Here is a 19,437-nt window from a genome sequence, read left to right as displayed (position 1 = left end):
CGCCCATCGCAAGCCGGACCCAGCAACGCCAGATTGCGCGTGCATTGGCGCGCGAGCTCGCACGGAGCGCATCCATGATTCGTATCGCCGGACTTTTCGCCGCTTTCCTCCTTCTTGCGGGCGCGAGCCTCTCGCCGGCCGTGGCGGACGACAAGACCATCACCGTGTTCGCCGCGGCCTCGATGAAGAACGCGCTGGACGAGATCGACGCCGCCTACACCGCCAAGACCGGCGTCAAGCTCAGCGTCAGCTACGCCGCGAGCTCGGTGCTGGCCAAGCAGATCGAGCAGGGCGCCCCCGCCGACGTGTTCGTCTCCGCCGATACCGACTGGATGGACTACGCGGTTTCCAAGAAGACCATCAACGAGCCTTCCAGAGTCAACCTGCTCGGCAACAGCATCGTGCTGATCGCGCCGAAGGATTCCAAGATCGACAACGTCGCGATCTCGAAAGGCTTCGACCTCGCCAGGCTCGCCGGCGACGGCAAGATCGCGACCGGCGACGTCAAGTCGGTGCCAGCAGGCAAATATGCCAAGGCCGCGCTGGAGAAGCTCGGGGCCTGGCAGGCCGCGGAGCCGAAATTCGCGATGGCCGACAGTGTGCGCGCCGCGCTGACGCTGGTCGCCCGCGGCGAGGCCAATCTCGGCATTGTCTATTCGACCGACGCCAAGGTCGAGCCCGGCGTCAAGATCGTCGGCGTCTTCCCGGCGGATTCACACCCCGCGATCATCTATCCGGTCGCGGCCACCAGGACCGAAAAGCCGGAAACGAACGACTATCTCGCCTTCCTGCGCTCGACGGCCGCCAAGACCATTCTGGAAAGATACGGCTTCAAATTCCTGATCAGTCCCACAACCTGATCTTTGCAACCTGATCTTTGCAACCTGATTTTTGCGACCTGATATTACGACTTGATGTTCGAGATCTCCCCCGCCGAATGGACGGCGATCCTGCTCTCGCTCAGGGTCGCAGTGATCGCCACGCTGGTCGCGACCCCGTTCGGCATCGCACTGGCATGGCTGCTCGCGCGTCGTGACTTCTGGGGCAAGTCGGTGCTCGACGCCATCGTGCACCTGCCCCTGGTGCTGCCGCCTGTCGTCACCGGCTATCTGCTGCTGCTCACCTTGGGCCGCCGCGGCCTCGTCGGAGGCTTTCTCGCCGACCATCTCGGCATCGTCTTCGCGTTCCGCTGGACCGGCGCTGCGCTCGCCTGTGGCGTGATGGCGTTTCCGCTGCTGGTCCGCCCGATGCGGCTGTCGATCGAGGCCATCGACCGTCGGCTCGAGCAGGCCGCCGAAACCCTCGGCGCCGCCCCGTGGAAAGTATTCTTCACGGTGACGCTGCCGCTGGCGCTGCCGGGCGTGCTCGCCGGCATGGTGCTGGGCTTTGCCAAGGCGATCGGCGAGTTCGGCGCCACCATCACCTTCGTCTCCAACATCCCCGGCGAGACCCAGACGATCTCCTCCGCGATCTATTCGCTGATCCAGACGCCCGACGGCGACGCCGCGGCGGGCCGGCTCGTGATCGTCTCGATCGTGCTCGCGATCGGCGCGCTGATCGCGGCCGAATGGTTCGCCCGCCGCGCCACCCAGCGCCTGCACGGGAATTGACCATGCTGCGGGTCGACATCGAAAAACAGCTCGGCGAGTTCGCGCTGTCCGCATCCTTCACCGGCGAGGGCCGCGTGATCGGCCTGTTCGGCGCCTCCGGCGCCGGCAAGACCTCGCTGGTCAACATGATCGCCGGGCTGTTGCGGCCCGACCGCGGCACCATCGTGATCGATGGCGAAATTGTCGACGACACCGCGGCCGGCATTCACGTGCCCACTTGGCGCCGCCGCATCGGCTATGTGTTCCAGGACGCGCGGCTGTTTCCGCATCTGAGCGTCGCGCAGAACCTCGACTACGGACGGAGGATGAACGGGCTCGCGCCCGATCCGGCGGAGCACAAGCGCATCATCGACCTGCTCGACATTGGCGCCTTGCTGGACCGCCGTCCCGGAAAGCTCTCCGGCGGCGAGCGGCAGCGCGTCGCGCTCGGCCGCGCGCTGCTGTCGAAGCCGCGCCTGTTGCTGCTCGACGAGCCGCTCGGCGCGCTCGACGAAGGCCGCAAGCTCGAGATCCTGCCCTATCTGGTGCGACTGCGCGACGAGGCCAACGTGCCAATGGTTTATGTCAGCCACGACATCGCCGAGCTGCGTCAGCTCGCGACCCAGATCGTGATGCTGAAGCAGGGCCGCGTGACGTCGTTCGGCGGGGTGAAGGTGCTGACGTGAAGGCGCTTGTCGCCGGATGGACAGCGACGATCCCGCCTCACCGCCGTTGCGAGCAGCGAGGCAATCCAGGCCGTCCCTACAGAAAGATTCTGGATTGCTTCGCTGCGCTCGCAATGACGAGCCTTTGGCTGGCTTCGTCGCAAGGCTCCCCGCAATGACGAGTTCCTGGCTAGCTTTGTCCTGCCAAAGCACCAGACTTCGTAGGCTGCATCAGACCCCCGCCACCGAGGTCCACAAATCGGCAAGCTTCTTCCGCAGCGCCTGCCGGCGCGTCAGCGGCGGCGGTTTCTCGTCCTCTTCCGGCAGGCGCAGGCCGACGACATTGACGCGGCCGCCGGAGATGCTGCGTGCGACGAGGACGATCTCGTCCAGCGCGAGTTCGGCGCCCTCCTTCGGGGCGCGATCGAGGTGGACGTCGAAATAGTCGGCGAGCGTCAGCTTGCCCTCGTCCTCGCTCACCTTGACGCCGTAGATCCCGGCAAGCTCAGCGAGCGTGTGCTCGCCTGACACCATGAAGTCGCCGAGCAGATGCGGGTCGGGCGCCGAGCTCGGCTGCATGTCGACGAAGAAGCGGTCGAGCGACTCGGCCTTTTCCGGCGGCGCCAGCAGGTAGATGTAGTCGCCGGGCGCGACCGGATCGGCTTCCGTGGGCGTCAGGATGTTCTGATTGCGGATCACCAGCGTCGGCTTCGACCAGGACGGGATCAGGCCGCGGCGGAAATACAGGCTCTTGGGGCGTACCGGATAGCCGACCAGCTGCTGCTCGAGCTGGCCGGGCAGATCGAGCTCGACGCGGCGGGGGCCGCGCTCGGCGCGCGGCAGCGCGACGTGCAGCTTGCGCGCGGCGGGCGCCAGCGTCCAACCTTGCAGCAACAGCGAGATGATGACGACGACGAAGGCGACGTCGAAATAGAGATAGGCCTTGGACAGGCCGACCAGCATCGGGATCGACGCCAGGAAGATCGCGACCGCACCGCGCAGGCCGGTCCAGGCGATGAAGATCTTTTCGCGCCAGTTGAAGCGGAACGGCGCCAGGCACACCAATACCGCAAGCGGCCGCGCCACCAGCATCAGCACGAGCGCAACGCCGACCGCCGGCAGCGCGCTGGCCCCGAGCCGGCTCGGCGAGACCAAAAGGCCGAGCAGCACGAACATCACGATTTGCGCCAGCCAGGTCGCCGCATCCAGGAAGGTCACCACCGAATTATGCGCCCGCGTCGGCCGGTTGCCGATGATGATGCCGGCGAGATAGACCGCGAGGAAGCCCGAGGCGTGCATGATCTGCGAGCCGCCGAAGATCACGAGCGCCGCGGTCGTGACGAACGGCGCATGCAGGCCCTGCGGCAGCGCCACCTTGTTCAGGGCGATGACGACGAGGCGGCCGCCGAACACGCCGACAACGGCGCCCAGCGCCGCCTCCAGCACGAACTCCATCAGCACATGGCCGGGCGAGCTCGAGCCGAGCGAGATGTATTCGACCAGCATCAAGGTGAGGAAGATGGCAAAGGGATCGTTGGTGCCGGACTCCGCCTCCAGCGTCGCACCCACGCGCGGACGCAGGCGCAGGCCCTGGGTGTGGACCAGCAGGAACACGGCCGCGGCATCGGTCGAGGCCACCACCGCGCCGACCAGCAGCGACTCCGCCCAGTTGAGGTCCAGCGCGTATTTGGCGAACGGCGCGGTGACCACCGCGGTCAGGAGCACGCCGACGGTGGCGAGCACCAAGGACGGCGCAAGCACCGTGCGGATGCTGGCAAAGCGCGTCCGCAAGCCGCCGTCGAACAGGATCAGGGCCAGCGCCACCGAGCCGACCAGATAGGTCGTGCCGACGTCGTTGAACTGGATCTGCCCGGGACCGGAATCTCCCGCGAGCATGCCGATGGCAAGGAACACGAGCAGCAAAGGCGCGCCGAAGCGCAGCGCAAGCAGGCTCGACAGGATACCGGCCATGACGAGGACGGCGCCGAGCAGTATGGTGAGGCTGAAGGAGTCGAGGGAGGCCATCCACCTTCCGGGTAAAAATCGCTGGATTTTCATCCTTATCGTCGGCACTCCCCCGCGCCAACCCATTTTCGCTGCTCGCGGCAATCTGCCCGTATTTTGCGGCCTTAACGCGCTTCACTTCACGGTGTATCGATGGCCGGGCCGCACCCTTTGTGGGATTCTGCGGCGCCTTCGAATCAATTCCTCCGCGCATTCCGACGAGACCGATGGACATGGACCTCAAAGACTTCATGGAGTTCGTGCAGACGACCGCACGCAGCGTCGGGGCGGAGATTTCCTCACCCTGGTTCTACCTGCAATTTGGTCTCATTCTCGCGGCAGCGGGCGTCGCCTATGCCGCGGAGGCCGGCATTCGCAATCGCGTCGACATGACATCGCTCGCGATGGGCTGGCCGTTGCCGCTCCGGCACTTCTCGCGGGTGATGATGTCGAGCGCCTCGACGGCGGTATTCACCATGCTCGTGATCATCTCGCGCCTCGTGATGTACCACGCGACCTGGCCGAGTCGCTCCTATCTCCTGATGGTCGCCGCCAAGATGGGGCTGGCCTGGCTCGTGATCCGCCTGGTGACCTCGGTGCTGCGCAACGCCTTCATCGTCAAGCTGGTGTCGATCACGGCCTGGTTCGTCGCGGCGCTCTCCATCATCGGCCAGCTCGACACGACGGTCGATCTGCTCGACTCCTTCGCCATCGTGCTCGGCGGCCTCAGGCTGACGCCGCTGCTGGTGATCAAGGCCGGGGCGCTGCTGCTGATCGCGCTGTGGGCCACCAACATCGCCAGCAATTTCGCCGAGAGCCGGATCAACTCGACCACCGACCTGACGCCATCGGTACAGGTGCTGCTGGTCAAGATCATCCGCATCGGCCTGCTTGCGGTTGCGATCGTGATCGCGCTCGGCGCCGTCGGGATCGATCTCTCCGCGCTCGCGGTGTTCTCCGGCGCGGTCGGCGTCGGCATCGGTATCGGCCTGCAGAAGATCGTGGCCAATTTCATCTCGGGCATCATCCTGCTCGCCGACAAATCGGTGAAGCCCGGCGACCTGGTCACCATCGGCGACAATACCGGGCGGATCAGCGCGATGAAGACCCGCTATATCTCCGTCGCGGCCGGCGACGGGCGCGAATTCCTGGTGCCGAACGAGGATCTGGTGACGCAAAAGGTCGTCAACTGGACCTATACCGACAAGAACACGCTGGTGAAGATCGCCTTCGGCACCAATTACGACGCCGACCCCCGAGTCGTCACCAAGCTCGCCGCCGAGACCGCCGCCGCCCATCCGCGCGCCACCAAGGGCAAGGCGCCGAACAGCATTTTGACCGAGTTCGCGGAAGCCGGCATGAAGTTCTCGCTGACCTTCTGGATCGCGGACCCCGACGGCATGGACAACGTCAAGAGCGACGTGATGCTGGCGCTGTGGGACGCCTTCAAGCGCGAGGGCATCCGGGTTCCCTACCCCGTCCGCGAAATCCGCATCCGCGGCGGCGCCCTGCCGGTGGAAACCACCGTAGAAGTCCCGAATTAGGCCCGCTTTCGGGCGCAAGGACCGGTAAGATTCTTGTTCTGGCGCGTTTTCTTCACGCGAACCGGTAGCCACTTCGCTCGAAAGCGCTCTGCCTTGGCTTGCACGAAGGCCGGCAATCATTAAATTGGGGCCTGAAATCAAGCCTTTCCACCGACATCGAGATCAGCCCGGAAGACCGCCCAAGCATGAGCTACGTCGAAGCCACCGAGACCTCCCTGCGCAAGACCGGACAGATCAAGCTGCATGGGCCCGCCGCCTTTGCCGGCATGCGCAAGGCCGGCGCTCTGGTGGCCAAGTGCCTCGACGAACTCACCGACATCGTCGGGCCGGGCGTGCCGACCTCGAAGATCGACGAATTCGTCCGCGACTTCGCTTTCAGCCATGGCGCCTATCCGGCGACGCTGATGTATCGCGGCTATCGCTACTCGACCTGCACCTCGCTCAACCACGTGGTCTGCCACGGCATGCCCGGCGACCGTCCGCTGAAGGAAGGCGACATCGTCAATATCGACGTCACCTTCATCGTCGACGGCTGGTATGGCGATTCCAGCCGGATGTATGCGGTCGGTCCGATCGCGCGCAAGGCCGAGCGGCTGATCGAGGTGACGTATGAAGCAATGATGCGCGGCATCGCCGCCGTGAAGCCCGGCGCCACCACCGGCGACATCGGCCACGCCATCCAGAGCTTCGTCGAGCCGCAGGGCATGAGCGTGGTCCGCGATTTCTGCGGCCATGGCCTCGGGCGCATGTTCCACGACGAGCCGAACATCATCCATATCGGCCGGCCCGGCGAAGGCGTGCAGCTCAAGCCCGGCATGTTCTTCACCATCGAGCCGATGATCAATCTCGGCAAGCCGCACGTGAAGATCCTCTCCGATGGCTGGACCGCGGTGACCCGTGACCGCTCGCTCTCGGCCCAGTTCGAGCACTCCGTCGGCGTGACAGCGACGGGTGTCGAGATCTTCACGCTGTCGGAGCGGCACGGCGAGAAGCAGATCGGGTGACCGTCGGGGCCGCGAGCCCGACATAAAGCGGACTCGCCGCCACAATTGGCGGTTGCAAAAACGCGAGTCCCCGGCAATGCTGGCGGCCGATGCCCGCGAAGCCAGACCACGACGAGAGCAAGCCGGAGGATGCGCCGCACTATCTCGGCCATCGCGAGCGGCTGCGCGAGCGCTTCTACAGCGCGGGCGCGGACGCGCTCACTGACTACGAGCTCTTGGAGATGGCGCTGTTTCCGGCGTTGCCGCGGCGCGATACCAAGCCGTTGGCGAAGGCGCTGATCAAGTCGTTCGGCTCGTTCGCCGAGGTCGTGCACGCGCCGGTGGCGCGCCTGCGCGAGATCGACGGCATCGGCGAATCCGCCATCAACCAGCTCAAGCTGATCGCCGCCGCGGCGCACCGCGTTGCCAAGGGCGAGGTCAACAGCCGCAACGCGCTGTCGTCCTGGAACGAGGTGATCGACTATTGCCGCACCAGCATGGCGTTTTCAGACAAGGAGCAGTTTCGCCTGCTCTTCCTCGACAAGCGCAACCAGCTCATCGCCGACGAGGTGCAGCAGACCGGCACCGTCGATCATACTCCGGTCTATCCGCGCGAGGTGATCAAGCGCGCGCTGGAGCTGTCGGCGACCGCGCTGATCCTGGTGCACAACCATCCTAGCGGCGATCCCTCGCCCTCGCAGGCCGACATCCAGATGACGAAGGCGATCATCGACATCGCAAAGCCGCTCGGAATTGCCGTGCACGACCACATCATCGTCGGCAGGAGTGGGCATGCGAGTTTGCGCGGGATGCGGTTGATCTAGGGCCCAAATCAGGCGACAACAACGGCATGAGCGACTGGCTGCACAATCTGCCGGTGCCCCTGATGGCGCTGGTGATCTTCGGCTTCACCTATCTGCTGGCGGCGGCCATCTTCGCAGGTATTGCGCTGGTCGCAACGGAGGAGCGCGCGAAATCGCTCAAGGCGATCTCGCCGGGCATGCTGCCGGTGCTCGGCATCATCTTCGGCCTGTTCGTCGCCTTCACCGGGGCGCAGGTCTGGGGCGACAGCGATCGCGCCAGCGCTGCGGTGAGCCGCGAGGCGAGCGCATTGCGCAGCGTCGTGCTGCTGGCCGCCGGCCTGCCGGCGGAGCAGGATGCGAAGCTGCGTGGCCTCGTCCGCGACTATGTCGGTCAGGCCGTCGCGGTGGAATGGCCGATGATGGCGCATCAGGAAGCTTCGCTGAAGGTGACGCCGCCTGCGCTCGCCGATGCGCTGCAGCTCGTCATCACGATGACGCCGCAAGGCAATGGCAAGGTCAATGTGCAGCGCGAGCTGATCGCCGCGCTGGAGCAGGCGCTGGACGCACGGCGGCAGCGGATCATCGTCAGCCTCGCCGCGGTGAACCCGGTCAAATGGTGGTGCCTGTACCTCCAGGCCGCCTGCGCACTGCTGGTGATCGGCCTCGTCCATTGCGACAACCGCCTCGGATCGGCGGTCGCGATGGGCCTGTTCGCGACCGGGGTCGCCACCTCCGTCCTGCTCATCGCCGCGCATGACAGGCCGTTCGCCGGCCAGATCTCGATCCAGCCGGAGCCGCTGCTGCAGATCGTGCCGGAGGTCGCAAAAAGCTAGAGCACGAGCGCTCGGGCCTGGACCGGCATTGCCATCGCAAGGTCAGACAGGCCGCGATTCCAAAACTTGGCGAAGATTTCGGAGCAGGCTGGTAACGGCCAGAGCAAGCGCCTCGTCCTTCGAGACGACCGCTTCCAGCGGTCTCCTCAGGATGAGGCTAAGCAGCATTGGCCAGTTGAAATTGCCGCCGCGCGCTCCGCCCTCATCCTGAGGGCCCGCCCTCGGCGGGCGTCTCGAAGGATCGGCTGCGGGCGAGCTATTCACCACGCTTGTTCATATGCGATAGCCCGCCCAAGCGAGGCCCGCCGGCTTAAAAAGCGGCCGCGAGCCGGTCATCCTGGATCGATCCAGCGTCGCACGGCTTCGGCCGTGTCGGCCGGCGTGGTGTTGAAGCAGATCGCGGCCTCCGGGGCGAGGCGATGGACGAGATTGAGCACCTTCTCGAACAGCAGCAGGCGCTCCTTCGGCTCGCGCAGGCCGGCGCCGATCACGATGCAGTCGAAGCGCTGCTCGCGCAGCGCCGCGGTCACGGCGGCTTCGGCCGCCGCGTCCAGATCGATCAGGCAGCTCGTGACCTCGAAGCCGCGATCGCGCAGGCGCAACAGCTGCGCCTCGATATAGTCGCGCACGAGCTCCGGCGTGAGCTGCGGGAATGCACTGTAATCCGCAACGCCGGGTTCGACGCCGATCGCGAGGACGCGCTTGGCCATATAGGCCTCCTTGCCGGACCGTGTCGCTGCTAACGGGCCGACGGCCCGGCGGGTTCCCCCATCGGACGATCCGCATTGTGCCGCCAATTTTCCCGCAAGGGCTGTAACCCATTTCACATGCGCAGCGCCGACAACCTGCCAGATTCGCAGCAATCACGCTGGTCTCACGCGACGATCACGACGGGCGGCTCATTTTGACGTGCATGGAGATTCGTTAATTCATTAATTTTGCGGGAGTGGAAAATGGTGTCCTTCGAGAGTTTGAAGAGTGAATACGAGCGGAATTGGTCCAGTTTGGAGATCCGGCCCGGACGCCTCGCCGACGCGAACGGGGTCGCACGCAAGGCGCTCAACGGCAAGGCGACCTATCAGCAGATCGAGCGGTTGACCGGCGTTCCCTGGTATTTCACGGCGCTCTGCCATTACCGTGAATCCAATTTCGATTTCGACACCTATCTCGGCAACGGCGAGTCGCTGCATCGCACGACAACCATCGTGCCGAAGGGGCGCGGCCCGTTTACCACCTTCGTGGACGGCGCCGTGGATGCGTTCAGGATCGAGAATTTCATCGGCGCGCAGGACTGGAGCATCGCGCGGATGCTGTTCCGGCTCGAGGCGTTCAACGGCTTCGGCTACCACGCCAAGGGCGTCAATTCGCCCTATCTCTACGGCGGCTCGAACCTGTACGGCCCGCCCGAGGCAAGGGCCGGCAAATTCGTCCGCGATCACGTGTTCGACCCGAACCACGTCGATTCCCAGCTCGGCACGGCCGTGATCCTGCATGCCATGCTGGCGCTGGATTCCTCGATCACACTCGACGTCGGCCCGCAATTCGCAGGCCGCGTCGAGCCCGAGGACGACGCGGCCTCGACGGTCGTGCTGATGCAGCAGGCGCTCAACCGCCTCGGCGCCGATCCGCCGCTCGCCGAGGACGGCATCAGCGGTCCGAAGACCCGGACCGCGGTCTCGCAGTTTCAGCAGCAGAAGGGGCTGAGGGATACCGGCCTGCTCGATGCCGCCACGGTCGCCGCCATCACGCGCGCGACGCAGCCGGGAGGGGTCATGCAGAGCGGTGACCTGTCCCAGGTGCTGAAGCGGCTGGAAGACCTCGCGCAGGTGCTGCGGCCACAGGCAGGCGGAACGCTTCCGACAACGACGACCCCAGGCAACACGCTGCCAGCCACCAGCGATCCGATCAGCCTGTTCGAGCGGCTCTTCTCCCTCATCAACAACAAGACGACCCCCATGCCAGGACCAGTGACCCCGAACAACCCCGCCCCTGTCGATCAGCTGAAGCAGGTCGTCGACCTGCTCAGCACGCTGCTCAACCAGAACGGCAAGCCGGTGCTGGGCCAGGTCAACGGCGCGCTCGGCGAGACCATCGGCAAGCTGCTCGACGGAAAGAAGACCGCGCTCGGCATCGGCGGCTCGCTCATCACCGCGCTGCTCTCCTCGGTGACGGCGCACCCGGATGCAGGCGGCATCGCCGGATTGCTGGGCACGATCGTCTCGGCGGTGCCCGGCCTCGGCCAGTTCGCGATGCCGATCTCGCTTGCGCTCACCGCGTGGGGCGTGCTCGGCAAGCTGGAGAAATGGGCGCAAGGCACCGCGCCGCCACCGAAGGTGACGGCGTAGTTGCGTTGGATGAAGGCGGAGCGTTTCGCCACAGAACAGGCGCACTCCCTCTCCCGCTCGCGGGAGAGGGTTGGGCAGAGGGTGTCTCCACAATGGAGAACCCCCAAGACGAGAAAGCCCTCATCCGCGCCTTCGGCGCGACCTCTCCCGCAAGCGGAGAGGTTATCGACCTCGCGGCTGGCGGCGCCTACTGACGCAGCATGATCAGGGGATCGACGGTATCGGGGACGCGCCGCCACTGCGCGTTGTCGTCGGCCTCGAACTGCCAGGCATCGCCCGATTTCGACATCAGGATGATCTGGCCGCGCTCGAGGCGCCATTGCGTCGGGTTGAACTGTGCGATCGCCGGATCGCATTTCGGCTTGAGGAAGACCTGGAAATTGTCCTGGCTTGCTTCCGTGTTGGTCAGCGTCAGCCCGCAGACCGGCTGGCCGTTGCCGCGCACCATCGACCAGTCGCCGATCATCTGGTCCATCGACTTGGCCATCGAGCGGGCGGCGGCGAGGTCCTGCAGGATGTAGACGCCCTCGCCCTGCCGCAGGCCCTCGAAGATGCCCGCCTCGACCTCGGTGAAGTCGATCACGGCTTCACCCGCCGCATCCTGCAAGCGGACGATGTCGAGGCCCTTCACGCTCCAGGCGACGATGGCCTTGGTGAAAGGCAGCGCGGTCTTGCAGGCCGGCTCCAGCTCCAGCTTGTAACCCTGACCTGCGGCATCAGCCTTGAGCGTGACGACGCAGGTCTTGCTGCGCTCGGTGGTGGAAAGCTCCCACTGACCGGGCATCGATTTCTTCAGGCTCGTCGCATCCTGCGCCAATGCAGGGCTCGTCGCGGTAAGACATGCCGCGATGGCGAATGCGAGAACCCGAAGAATTCTCATCAGCGCCCCCTGAACGGCGTTTCCGCAACCGGCGTCAGCGGCGCCTTGCCCGAGAACCACGACCTGAGATTGTCGACGACGAGCTGGTCCATCGCATTGCGCGTCACCACCGAGGCCGAGCCGATATGCGGCAGCAGCACGACGTTCTGCATGGCCTTGAGCTCGTCCGGCACGTTCGGCTCGGCCGCGAACACGTCGAGGCCGGCGGCGAGGATGGTGCCTGACTTCAGCGCCTCGATCAAAGCCTGCTCGTCGACCACGGAGCCGCGCGCGACGTTGATCAGCACGCCGCGCGGGCCGAGCGCCTTCAGCACCTCGGCATTGATCATCTTGTTGGTCGAAGCGCCGCCGGGCACGATCACCATCAAGGTGTCCACCGCCTTCGCCATCTCGATCAGATCAGGATAGTGCTTGTAGGAGACGTCCTTGGACGGGTTGCGCGAGTGATAGACCACCGGCACCAGCGAGGCGTCGAGCCGGCGCGCGATGGCCTGGCCGATCCGGCCCATGCCGACGATGCCGACCTTGCGGTCGCGCAGCGAGCCGACGCTGAGCGGATAGTTCTGCGTCTGCCAGAGTCCGGAACGGACATAGCGGTCGGCCTTGATGAACTCGCGCAGGGTCGAGATCAGAAGGCCCATTGCGACGTCGGCGACCTCCTCGGTCAGCACGTCGGGCGTGTTGGTGACGATGATGTTGTTCTCGGCCGCGTATTTGGCGTCGATGTGGTCGTAGCCGACGCCGAAGCTCGCCACCATCTCGATCTTGGGCAATTGCGACAGCGATTCCTTGTCGGCGCGGACCGTGTGATAGGTCACCGCCACGCCCCGGATCTTCTCGCGGATCGCCGGCGTCAGCCGTTCGAGGTCACCACGCGTCTCGGCCTTGTGCACGACGAAATGATCGGAAAACCCGCTCTCGAGGATCGGCCGCACCGGTCCATAAATCAAAAGATCGATCTTTTCGGACGAAATCGAACCGGTAGACATCAGCTTTCCTTTCCAAGCGCGCTTTCGTGCCAGCGCCGTAAAACGAGGTGGGAAACTAGCGCCAGCACCCCATAGATGACAATCCCGGCCAGCGACAACAAAAGCAGCGCGGCGAACATGCGGGGTATGTTCAACCGGTAACCGGACTCGGCGATCCGGTAGGCGAGCCCGGAGCCGGCACCGGCCGTTCCGGCCGCGATCTCGGCCACAACCGCGCCGATCAGCGACAGGCCGCCGGCAATGCGCAAGCCGCCGAGGATATAGGGCAGCGCCGCAGGCAGCTTCAGGAAGCGCAGGGTCTGAGGCTTTGAGGCGCCATAGAGCTGGAACAGTCCGGCCAGATTGCGATCGACCGAATTCAATCCCAGCGTGGTGTTCGACAGCACCGGGAAAAAGGCGACGATGAAGGCGCAGACGACGACCGCGGTCTGCTGCTCCAGATAGATCAGGAGCAACGGCGCAATCGCGATCACCGGCGTCACCTGGAGCACGATTGCATAGGGGAACAGCGAATACTCAACCCATTTCGACTGGTTGAACAGCAGCGCCAGCGCAATGCCGCCGATGCTGGCGGCGACGAAACCTTCGAGCGTGGTCAGCAGCGTGGTCGCGAGCGATTGTGACAGCACCGCCCAGTCCTTGATCAGTGTCAGGACGATGACCGACGGGGCAGGCAGCACGTAAGGCGGGACGTCCTTGATGCGGACCACGAGTTCCCAGGCGAGGAGCCCGGCCGCGAACACGACGAGGGGCGCAGCGAAGCGCATCGCGCGTTGCGCGCCGGATGGTTTTGCGGTGACGGTCGCTCGCGCGTTCATAGCGTCGACTGCCCCGAATAGGACGGCGCCAACGCGGCCGACACGCGCCGGCAATAATCGGAATAGGCCGTGGAGGTGCGAAACTCCTCGCCCCGCGGCTCGACCGTCTCGATGCGGATGTCGGCCTGGATGCGGCCCGGCCGCGCCGTCATCACCACGACGCGCTGTGACAGGTAAACGGATTCGAACACCGAATGGGTGACGAAGATGACGGTCTTGCCCAGGGCACGCCACAGCGCGAGCAGGTCGTTGTTGAGACGGAAGCGCGTGATCTCGTCGAGCGCGGCGAACGGCTCGTCCATCAGGAGGATGTCGGGATCGGTGACGAGCGCGCGCGCCAGCGACACCCGCATCTTCATGCCGCCGGAGAGTTCGCGTGGGAATGCGTCGGCGAAATCGGCAAGCCCGACGCTGGCCAGCGCTTCGTCGGCGCGCGCACGCCCTTCCGCCTTCGCGACGCCGCCGAGCTGCAGCGGCAGCCGCACATTCTCGCGCACGCTGGTCCAGGGCATCAGGGTCGGCTCCTGGAACACGAAGCCGATACCATGGCCGGGCTGTGCGGGGCCCTCGTGATGCGCCACCCGCACGGTGCCGGACGAGGGCGCACCGAGCCCCGCGATCAGCCGCAGCGCGGTCGACTTGCCGCAACCGGACGGACCAAGCAGCGAGATGAACTCGCCCTTGCGCACCGTTAGGTCGAGCGGCCCCAGCGCCGTGACGCCGTTGTCATACGTCTTCGTCACCCCGCGCAGGCTGACGGCAAGCGCCGTCAGGCTGGCCTCGACGGAGGACGAGGTTTTGCGCTCTACCATTGATCGCAGGCTGTTGTGGGGCTCGGTCGGGCCGCGTCTCTCACCTCTCCCCAACGGGGAGAGGTCGGCGCGCGGCGCCGGGTGAGAGGGCGGCGTTCCCACGAGAGAGCGTAACCCCTCACCCGCACCGCATCTTGCGATGCGATGCGACCTCTCCCTTCGGGAGAGGTGAACGATGCGGCTGCGTCTCGGTCCAATCGCGACATCCGTTACGGCCTGTTCGGACGCAGCTCGACGCCGACGCCCTTGTTGACGAACCGCAGCGTGTAGGATTTGCGGAAATCGAGATCCGCCTTCACGACACCCGCCTTCACCATCTTGTTGAAGAAGGAGGTGTAGCGCTCGTCGCTCATCGCGCCGATGCCGTTCTTCAGGCTGTCCCCGGAATCGACGATGCCGTATTCCTTCATCTTGGCGACGGAATAGGCGAGCAGGTCGTCCGTCATCTCCGGGTTGAGCTGCTTGATCAGGGCGTTTCCGGCGGAATTGTCGCGGTAGATGTAATTGTACCAGCCGATCATGGAGGCATCGACGAAGCGCTGCACGAGATCCGGTTTCTTCTCGACGATGTCGATACGGGTCTCGATCAGGGTCGAATAGGTGTTGAAGCCGTAATCGGCAAGCAGCAGCACGTTGGGCTTGAAGCCGGCGGCCTTCTCGACGGCGAAGGGCTCGGAGGTGACGTAGCCCTGCATCGCGCTCCTGGGGTTGGCGATGAAGGGCTGCGGATTGAAATTATAGGGTCGGACGTTCTTCTCGTTGAAACCATATTCGGACTTCAACCACTGGAAGTAGCTGGTCATGCCCTCCTTGGAGACGAACAACGTCAGCGGCTTGAGGTCCTCGATCTTGGCAACCTTGGCATCGGGCTGCGTCAGCATCACCTGCGGATCCTTCTGGAACACCGCCGCGATGGTGACGACGGGAACGTTGTTCGCGACCGCGTCGAACGACATCAGCGTGTTCGCGGCCATGAAGAAATCGATCTTGCCGGCGATCAGCAGCATGCGGTTGTTCTCGTTGGGGCCGCCGGGGATGATGGTGACGTCCAGCCCGTACTTCTTGTAGGTGCCGTCGGCCACCGCCTGGAAAAAGCCGCCATGCTCGGCCTCGGCGACCCAGTTGGTGCCAAAGGTGACCTTGTCGAGCGTCTCGGCACGTGCCGGCAGGACCGAGACCAAAGCGGCCACCAAGCCCGCCATTAACGCTTGCCGCAGATGAGAGGGGGTCATGAGTGCACTCCGTCAATCGCTTCCAGCCCAATCGCTTCTGGCCCATGCCAAGCCAACGCGATAGAACCGCATGACATTGGGGACACGAGCCGGTCGGGCCCGCGTCCCCTCATACCCCAAATTACGTGACAAATTCGGGCAAAGAAACCTTGATGACGCCATCCCGCGCCTGGACCGAGATCCGCTGGGCCGATGCGACCCGTGCAGATGTGTCGCGCTGGATCGCGGTGCTGCCGCTGGCGGCGACCGAGCAGCATGGCCCGCATCTGCCGCTCACAACCGACGTGCTGATCGCGGACGCTTATCTGGCGCGCGTGCGCGAGTTGCTACCCACGTCCGTTCCGGCCAGCTTTCTTCCTGTTGAGCCGATCGGCATTTCCACCGAGCATATCGATTATCCGGGCACGCAGACGCTGGCGACTGACGCGGCGCTGAAGAGATGGACGGGAATCGGCGAGGACATCGCGCGGCGCGGCTTGCGAAAGCTCGTCATCGTCACCAGCCACGGCGGCAACAGCGCGGCCATGATGCTGGTCGCGCAGGATCTGCGCGCGCATCACAAGCTCTTTGTGGTGACGACGTCGTGGTCGCGGCTGTCGGGCGCTGACGGGCTGTTTCCCGCCGAGGAGGTGCGCCACGGCATTCACGGCGGGGCGGTCGAGACCTCGATCATGCTGGCGCGCTATCCGGGTCAGGTGCGCAAGGATGCGATCGCGGATTTTCCCGCGAGCAGCATCGCGATGGAGAAGCAGTATCGCTGGCTGTCGACGCAGCGCCCCGCGCCCTTCGCCTGGCAGGCGCAGGATCTCAACCTCAGCGGTGCAGTCGGCGATGCAACGCTGGCCGTCGCCGAGAAGGGCGAGCAGCTGATCGACCAGGGCGCGCGCGCCTTTTGCGAGCTGCTGGCCGAGGTCGATAACTTCGACGTGAACAGGCTCGCCAAAGGGCCCCTCGGCTAGCCCGCATCCTTATGAATTCGCTCGGAAAACATCCGGATTCCGGAGGTGCCCGAGGCGCTTTCGAACCGGTTTCGCCGTGCCTCCGTCCAATCGGGCACGCGGACCACAACGGACCGCCTCAACACCGGATGGAGTTTTAACATGTCGATCAAGATCAGGATTGCCGCCGCAGCGCTCGCTGCCCTCGCCGTCACCGGCAGCATCGCGTCGACCACCACTTCGGCCGAAGCCAAGCAGCCCGGCTGGGTCTGGGGTGTCGGTGCCGGCATCGCCACCGCCGTCGTCGTCGGCTCCGTGATCGCCGCCAGCAACGATCCCTATTCCTACGGCTATCACCGCTGCGGCTGGGTCGCCCAGTACAACGCCTTCGGCCAGTACGTCGGCCGCGTTCGTACCTGCTACTGATCTGAGTACCTGAGGCCGATCTCCCACGTGGATCCTGCGTCCGACACGGGCGCCTCATCCACCCCGTGTCGTGCCCCCGACCCGCCCGGCTGTCCCCACCGGGCGGGTCACCTGCTTGGGGAGCTTTGTTTGGGCCTCGGAATTTGTTGCAGCTCCATCACACAAGGGCACGAACGATCACCTGCGGCAATCCGCACTAATTGCTATTGCGAATTAATCGCAATAAGGTTCGCTGCACATGCAGGGACTTGGGAGAAAACGCGTCGAACCGGAATCATTTCGGTCGATGGCGCGGACAACCGGGCCTGATGACAGGGGCGCTGCGAATCGGCAGGGATATCGCGGCGAGTGGGACACATTCGCGTTTGGGGGCGTTTCGTTTTGACGTTGAGAGGTCACCGTTACCGGTATTTGCGGACGGCCGCGGCAATCGCCTCGGGCGTGATGGTTTTTCCTGCCGCCAGCCGCGCCGCCGATCTGCCGCTGAAGGCGCCGGCGCTGAGAGCGGTCTATGACTGGACCGGCCTCTATATCGGCGCGCATGCCGGCTACAGCCGCGGTTCGTCGCGCTTTGCGCTGAACGACGGCACTGCGATCGGCGATAGCGGCGTCTTCAGCGGCACGATCGGCGGCGTGCAGGCGGGCTACAATTACCGGCTCAACTCCGGCTGGCTGGTCGGCCTCGAAGGCGATTTCTCGTTTCCCAACTACATCACCTCGAATTCGATCGTCTCCTTCCTGGCGACACCGGCCAACACGGTCACGCAGCAATGGGACTACACCGCCAGCCTGCGCGGCCGCGTCGGCTACACCAGCGGTCCGTGGCTCGTCTATGCCACCGGCGGCTTTGCCTGGATGGGCGAACGCTATTTCGACGGGCCAGCCTCCGGCGAAGCCGTCCCGAAGATCCTGACCACGCGGCCGGGCTGGATTGCGGGCGCCGGCATCGAATACGGCTTCGCACCGCATTGGAGCGCGCGACTCGAATATCTCTACAGCCGCTTCGATACTGCCAACGTCGCGTTCTCGACGGGCGCCCAATACACCTCCTCGGCGATCGAGTTCCAGACCATCAGGCTCGGCCTCAACCGTAAGGTCGATTGGCCGGGCGTGCCGGGCTACAACCCGAACAGCTCGCTGATCGACACGGAATCCGATCGCTGGGAGATCCACGGCCAGGGCACCTATCTACCGCAGGGCTATCCATCGTTCCCCGCGCTCTACAGCGGACCGAACTCGCTCTCGCCGTCGCGGCAGGCCAAGGCGACCTGGAGCAACAGCCTGTTCCTGAACGCGCGGCTGTGGGACGGCGGCGAGGTCTATTACAATCCCGAGCTGCTCCAGGGTTTTGGATTGAACGACACGGTCGGTGCGGCCGGCTTCCCCAACGGCGAGGCGCAGAAGTCGAACTTCCCCTACCCGCACTACAACACCTCGCGCCTGTTCGTGCGCCAGACCTTCGGCTTCGGCGGCGAGCAGGAAGAGCTCGCGAGCGGCCAGTTGCAGCTGGGACAGAAGGTCGACGTGTCCCGTCTCACCGTGCAGGCCGGCAAGTTCGCGGTGGTCGACGTGTTCGACGGCAACGCCTATGCCAAGGACACCCGCAAGGATTTCATGAACTGGTCGATCTGGGCGCCCGGCGCCTTCGACTATTCCGCCGACAAGGTCGGGCTCACCTACGGCGTCACGGCCGAGCTCAACCAGAAGCAATGGGCGCTGCGCGGCGGCTATTTCCTGATGGTCGCGGAGTCCAATTCAAATCATTTCGACACCAGGGTCGGCGAACGCGGCCAGTACGTGCTGGAGCTCGAGACGCGCTACTCGCTGCTCGGCCAGCCCGGCAAGCTCCGCACCATGGGCTGGGTCGACAGCGCCAACATGGGCAGCTTCCGCGAGACGCTGGACAATCCCGCGCTCAATCTCGACATCGCGCAGACGCGGCGCGGCCGTCTCAAGGTCGGCTATGTCGTCAACCTCGAGCAGGCGATCACCGAGGATCTCGGACTGTTCGGCCGCTGGAGCTGGAACGACGGCAAGAGCGAAACGCTGGCGTTCACCGACATCAACCGCAGCCTGTCCGCCGGCCTGTCGATCAAGGGCACGAAATGGAGCCGGCCCGACGACGTCGTCGGCATCGGCGGCGCCGTCAACGCCATCTCGAATGACTATCGAGACTTCCTCGCCGCCGGCGGCCTTGGCGTTCTCGTCGGCGACGGCGCGCTCAATTACCGCAAGGAGCGCATCCTCGAAACCTATTACGCCTACGCGCTGAACAAGAATGTCACCCTCACCGCCGACTACCAGCTCATCGTCAACCCCGCCTACAACGCGGATCGCGGCCCGGTGTCGGTATTCTCCGGGCGGCTGCACGGCGAGTTCTGAGCCCACGGCTCAGGCGCGATGAATGCGCACGCCTCGTCCTTCGAGACGCCCGCTTCGCGGGCTCCTAAAGGATGAGGCTAAGCAGCATCGGTCTCCGTTGCGATTGTTGCTGCGCACTCCGCCCTCATCCTGAGGGCCCGCCATAGGCGGGCGTCTCGAAGGATGCGCCCCGGGGACGCTTCTCTTCACATGCT

General features: G+C 65.0%; 18 protein-coding genes. 11 read left to right on the top strand and 7 right to left on the bottom strand.

The features are described 5' to 3' along the window. Positions 1–74 precede the first annotated feature (74 nt). From modA to modC, 3 genes are read left to right on the top strand one after another with little or no spacing between them, the layout of a single operon-like run. Positions 75–860: a molybdate ABC transporter substrate-binding protein gene (gene modA / locus ACRQ5Q_RS03280; protein WP_439396003.1), complete on the top strand. Its 786-nt coding sequence runs from the start codon at positions 75–77 to the stop codon at positions 858–860. Positions 861–914: 54 nt separating this feature from the next. Next, positions 915–1,610, top strand: a complete 696-nt coding sequence (modB, locus tag ACRQ5Q_RS03275; protein WP_439396002.1) for a molybdate ABC transporter permease subunit — start codon at positions 915–917, stop codon at positions 1,608–1,610. A gap of 2 nt (positions 1,611–1,612) precedes the next feature. Next, positions 1,613–2,275 carry a molybdenum ABC transporter ATP-binding protein gene (gene modC / locus ACRQ5Q_RS03270; RefSeq protein WP_439372735.1) on the top strand — a complete coding sequence of 221 codons (663 nt, stop codon included), beginning with the start codon at positions 1,613–1,615 and terminating at the stop codon, positions 2,273–2,275. A 210-nt stretch (positions 2,276–2,485) separates the two neighbouring features. Here the strand turns inward: modC and ACRQ5Q_RS03265 are convergent, their stop codons facing one another. Further along, entirely contained in the window at positions 2,486–4,279 is a 1,794-nt protein-coding gene (locus tag ACRQ5Q_RS03265) for a potassium/proton antiporter (RefSeq protein WP_439372734.1), read from the bottom strand. 206 nt (positions 4,280–4,485) lie between these two features. On the opposite strand from ACRQ5Q_RS03265, the gene ACRQ5Q_RS03260 reads away from it, so the two are divergent. The 4 genes from ACRQ5Q_RS03260 to ACRQ5Q_RS03245 all read left to right on the top strand — a co-directional run bounded on the left by ACRQ5Q_RS03260 (position 4,486) and on the right by ACRQ5Q_RS03245 (position 8,421). Beyond that, positions 4,486–5,802: a mechanosensitive ion channel family protein gene (locus ACRQ5Q_RS03260; RefSeq protein ID WP_439372733.1), complete on the top strand. Its 1,317-nt coding sequence runs from the start codon at positions 4,486–4,488 to the stop codon at positions 5,800–5,802. Positions 5,803–5,987: 185 nt separating this feature from the next. Further along, on the top strand, positions 5,988–6,806 hold the full coding sequence (map, locus tag ACRQ5Q_RS03255) for a type I methionyl aminopeptidase (RefSeq protein WP_439372732.1): 819 nt from the start codon (positions 5,988–5,990) through the stop codon (positions 6,804–6,806). Positions 6,807–6,895: 89 nt separating this feature from the next. Then, positions 6,896–7,609, top strand: coding sequence for a RadC family protein (radC, locus tag ACRQ5Q_RS03250; protein WP_439372731.1), 714 nt, complete (start codon positions 6,896–6,898; stop codon positions 7,607–7,609). Between the two features lie 26 nt (positions 7,610–7,635). Next, entirely contained in the window at positions 7,636–8,421 is a 786-nt protein-coding gene (locus ACRQ5Q_RS03245) for a DUF4239 domain-containing protein (RefSeq protein ID WP_439372730.1), read from the top strand. Between the two features lie 332 nt (positions 8,422–8,753). Here ACRQ5Q_RS03245 and ACRQ5Q_RS03240 read toward each other — a convergent pair whose 3' ends face one another. After that, positions 8,754–9,131, bottom strand: a complete 378-nt coding sequence (locus ACRQ5Q_RS03240) for a hypothetical protein (RefSeq protein WP_439396000.1) — start codon at positions 9,129–9,131, stop codon at positions 8,754–8,756. A gap of 243 nt (positions 9,132–9,374) precedes the next feature. Here ACRQ5Q_RS03240 and ACRQ5Q_RS03235 point away from each other — a divergent pair, with 243 nt between their 5' ends. Continuing rightward, positions 9,375–10,766, top strand: a complete 1,392-nt coding sequence (locus tag ACRQ5Q_RS03235; protein WP_439395997.1) for a peptidoglycan-binding protein — start codon at positions 9,375–9,377, stop codon at positions 10,764–10,766. A 187-nt stretch (positions 10,767–10,953) separates the two neighbouring features. Here the strand turns inward: ACRQ5Q_RS03235 and ACRQ5Q_RS03230 are convergent, their stop codons facing one another. The 5 genes from ACRQ5Q_RS03230 to ACRQ5Q_RS03210 all read right to left on the bottom strand — a co-directional run bounded on the left by ACRQ5Q_RS03230 (position 10,954) and on the right by ACRQ5Q_RS03210 (position 15,497). Next, positions 10,954–11,646 carry an AprI/Inh family metalloprotease inhibitor gene (locus tag ACRQ5Q_RS03230; RefSeq protein WP_439372728.1) on the bottom strand — a complete coding sequence of 231 codons (693 nt, stop codon included), beginning with the start codon at positions 11,644–11,646 and terminating at the stop codon, positions 10,954–10,956. Then, positions 11,646–12,635: a 2-hydroxyacid dehydrogenase gene (locus ACRQ5Q_RS03225; RefSeq protein WP_439395996.1), complete on the bottom strand. Its 990-nt coding sequence runs from the start codon at positions 12,633–12,635 to the stop codon at positions 11,646–11,648. The genes ACRQ5Q_RS03230 and ACRQ5Q_RS03225 overlap by 1 nt, the downstream gene beginning before the upstream one ends. Then, positions 12,635–13,453, bottom strand: a complete 819-nt coding sequence (locus tag ACRQ5Q_RS03220) for an ABC transporter permease (RefSeq protein ID WP_439395994.1) — start codon at positions 13,451–13,453, stop codon at positions 12,635–12,637. Before ACRQ5Q_RS03220 ends, ACRQ5Q_RS03225 begins: the two co-directional genes overlap by 1 nt. After that, positions 13,450–14,265: an ABC transporter ATP-binding protein gene (locus tag ACRQ5Q_RS03215; RefSeq protein ID WP_439395992.1), complete on the bottom strand. Its 816-nt coding sequence runs from the start codon at positions 14,263–14,265 to the stop codon at positions 13,450–13,452. The genes ACRQ5Q_RS03220 and ACRQ5Q_RS03215 overlap by 4 nt, the downstream gene beginning before the upstream one ends. Positions 14,266–14,474: 209 nt before the next feature. After that, positions 14,475–15,497: an ABC transporter substrate-binding protein gene (locus ACRQ5Q_RS03210; RefSeq protein ID WP_439395990.1), complete on the bottom strand. Its 1,023-nt coding sequence runs from the start codon at positions 15,495–15,497 to the stop codon at positions 14,475–14,477. 152 nt (positions 15,498–15,649) lie between these two features. On the opposite strand from ACRQ5Q_RS03210, the gene ACRQ5Q_RS03205 reads away from it, so the two are divergent. The 3 genes from ACRQ5Q_RS03205 to ACRQ5Q_RS03195 all read left to right on the top strand — a co-directional run bounded on the left by ACRQ5Q_RS03205 (position 15,650) and on the right by ACRQ5Q_RS03195 (position 19,243). Continuing rightward, entirely contained in the window at positions 15,650–16,456 is an 807-nt protein-coding gene (locus tag ACRQ5Q_RS03205) for a creatininase family protein (RefSeq protein WP_439372723.1), read from the top strand. A gap of 141 nt (positions 16,457–16,597) precedes the next feature. Further along, positions 16,598–16,861, top strand: coding sequence for a hypothetical protein (locus ACRQ5Q_RS03200; protein ID WP_439372722.1), 264 nt, complete (start codon positions 16,598–16,600; stop codon positions 16,859–16,861). A 411-nt stretch (positions 16,862–17,272) separates the two neighbouring features. Next, positions 17,273–19,243, top strand: coding sequence for a carbohydrate porin (locus tag ACRQ5Q_RS03195; protein ID WP_439375791.1), 1,971 nt, complete (start codon positions 17,273–17,275; stop codon positions 19,241–19,243). Positions 19,244–19,437 lie beyond the last annotated feature (194 nt).

The organism is Bradyrhizobium sp. PMVTL-01 (genome assembly GCF_051861855.1).
In the GTDB taxonomy this organism is placed as follows: Bacteria; Pseudomonadota; Alphaproteobacteria; order Rhizobiales; family Xanthobacteraceae; genus Bradyrhizobium.
Note: the sequence above shows the minus strand (reverse complement) of the source record. Positions and strands in the feature narration are given on the sequence as shown.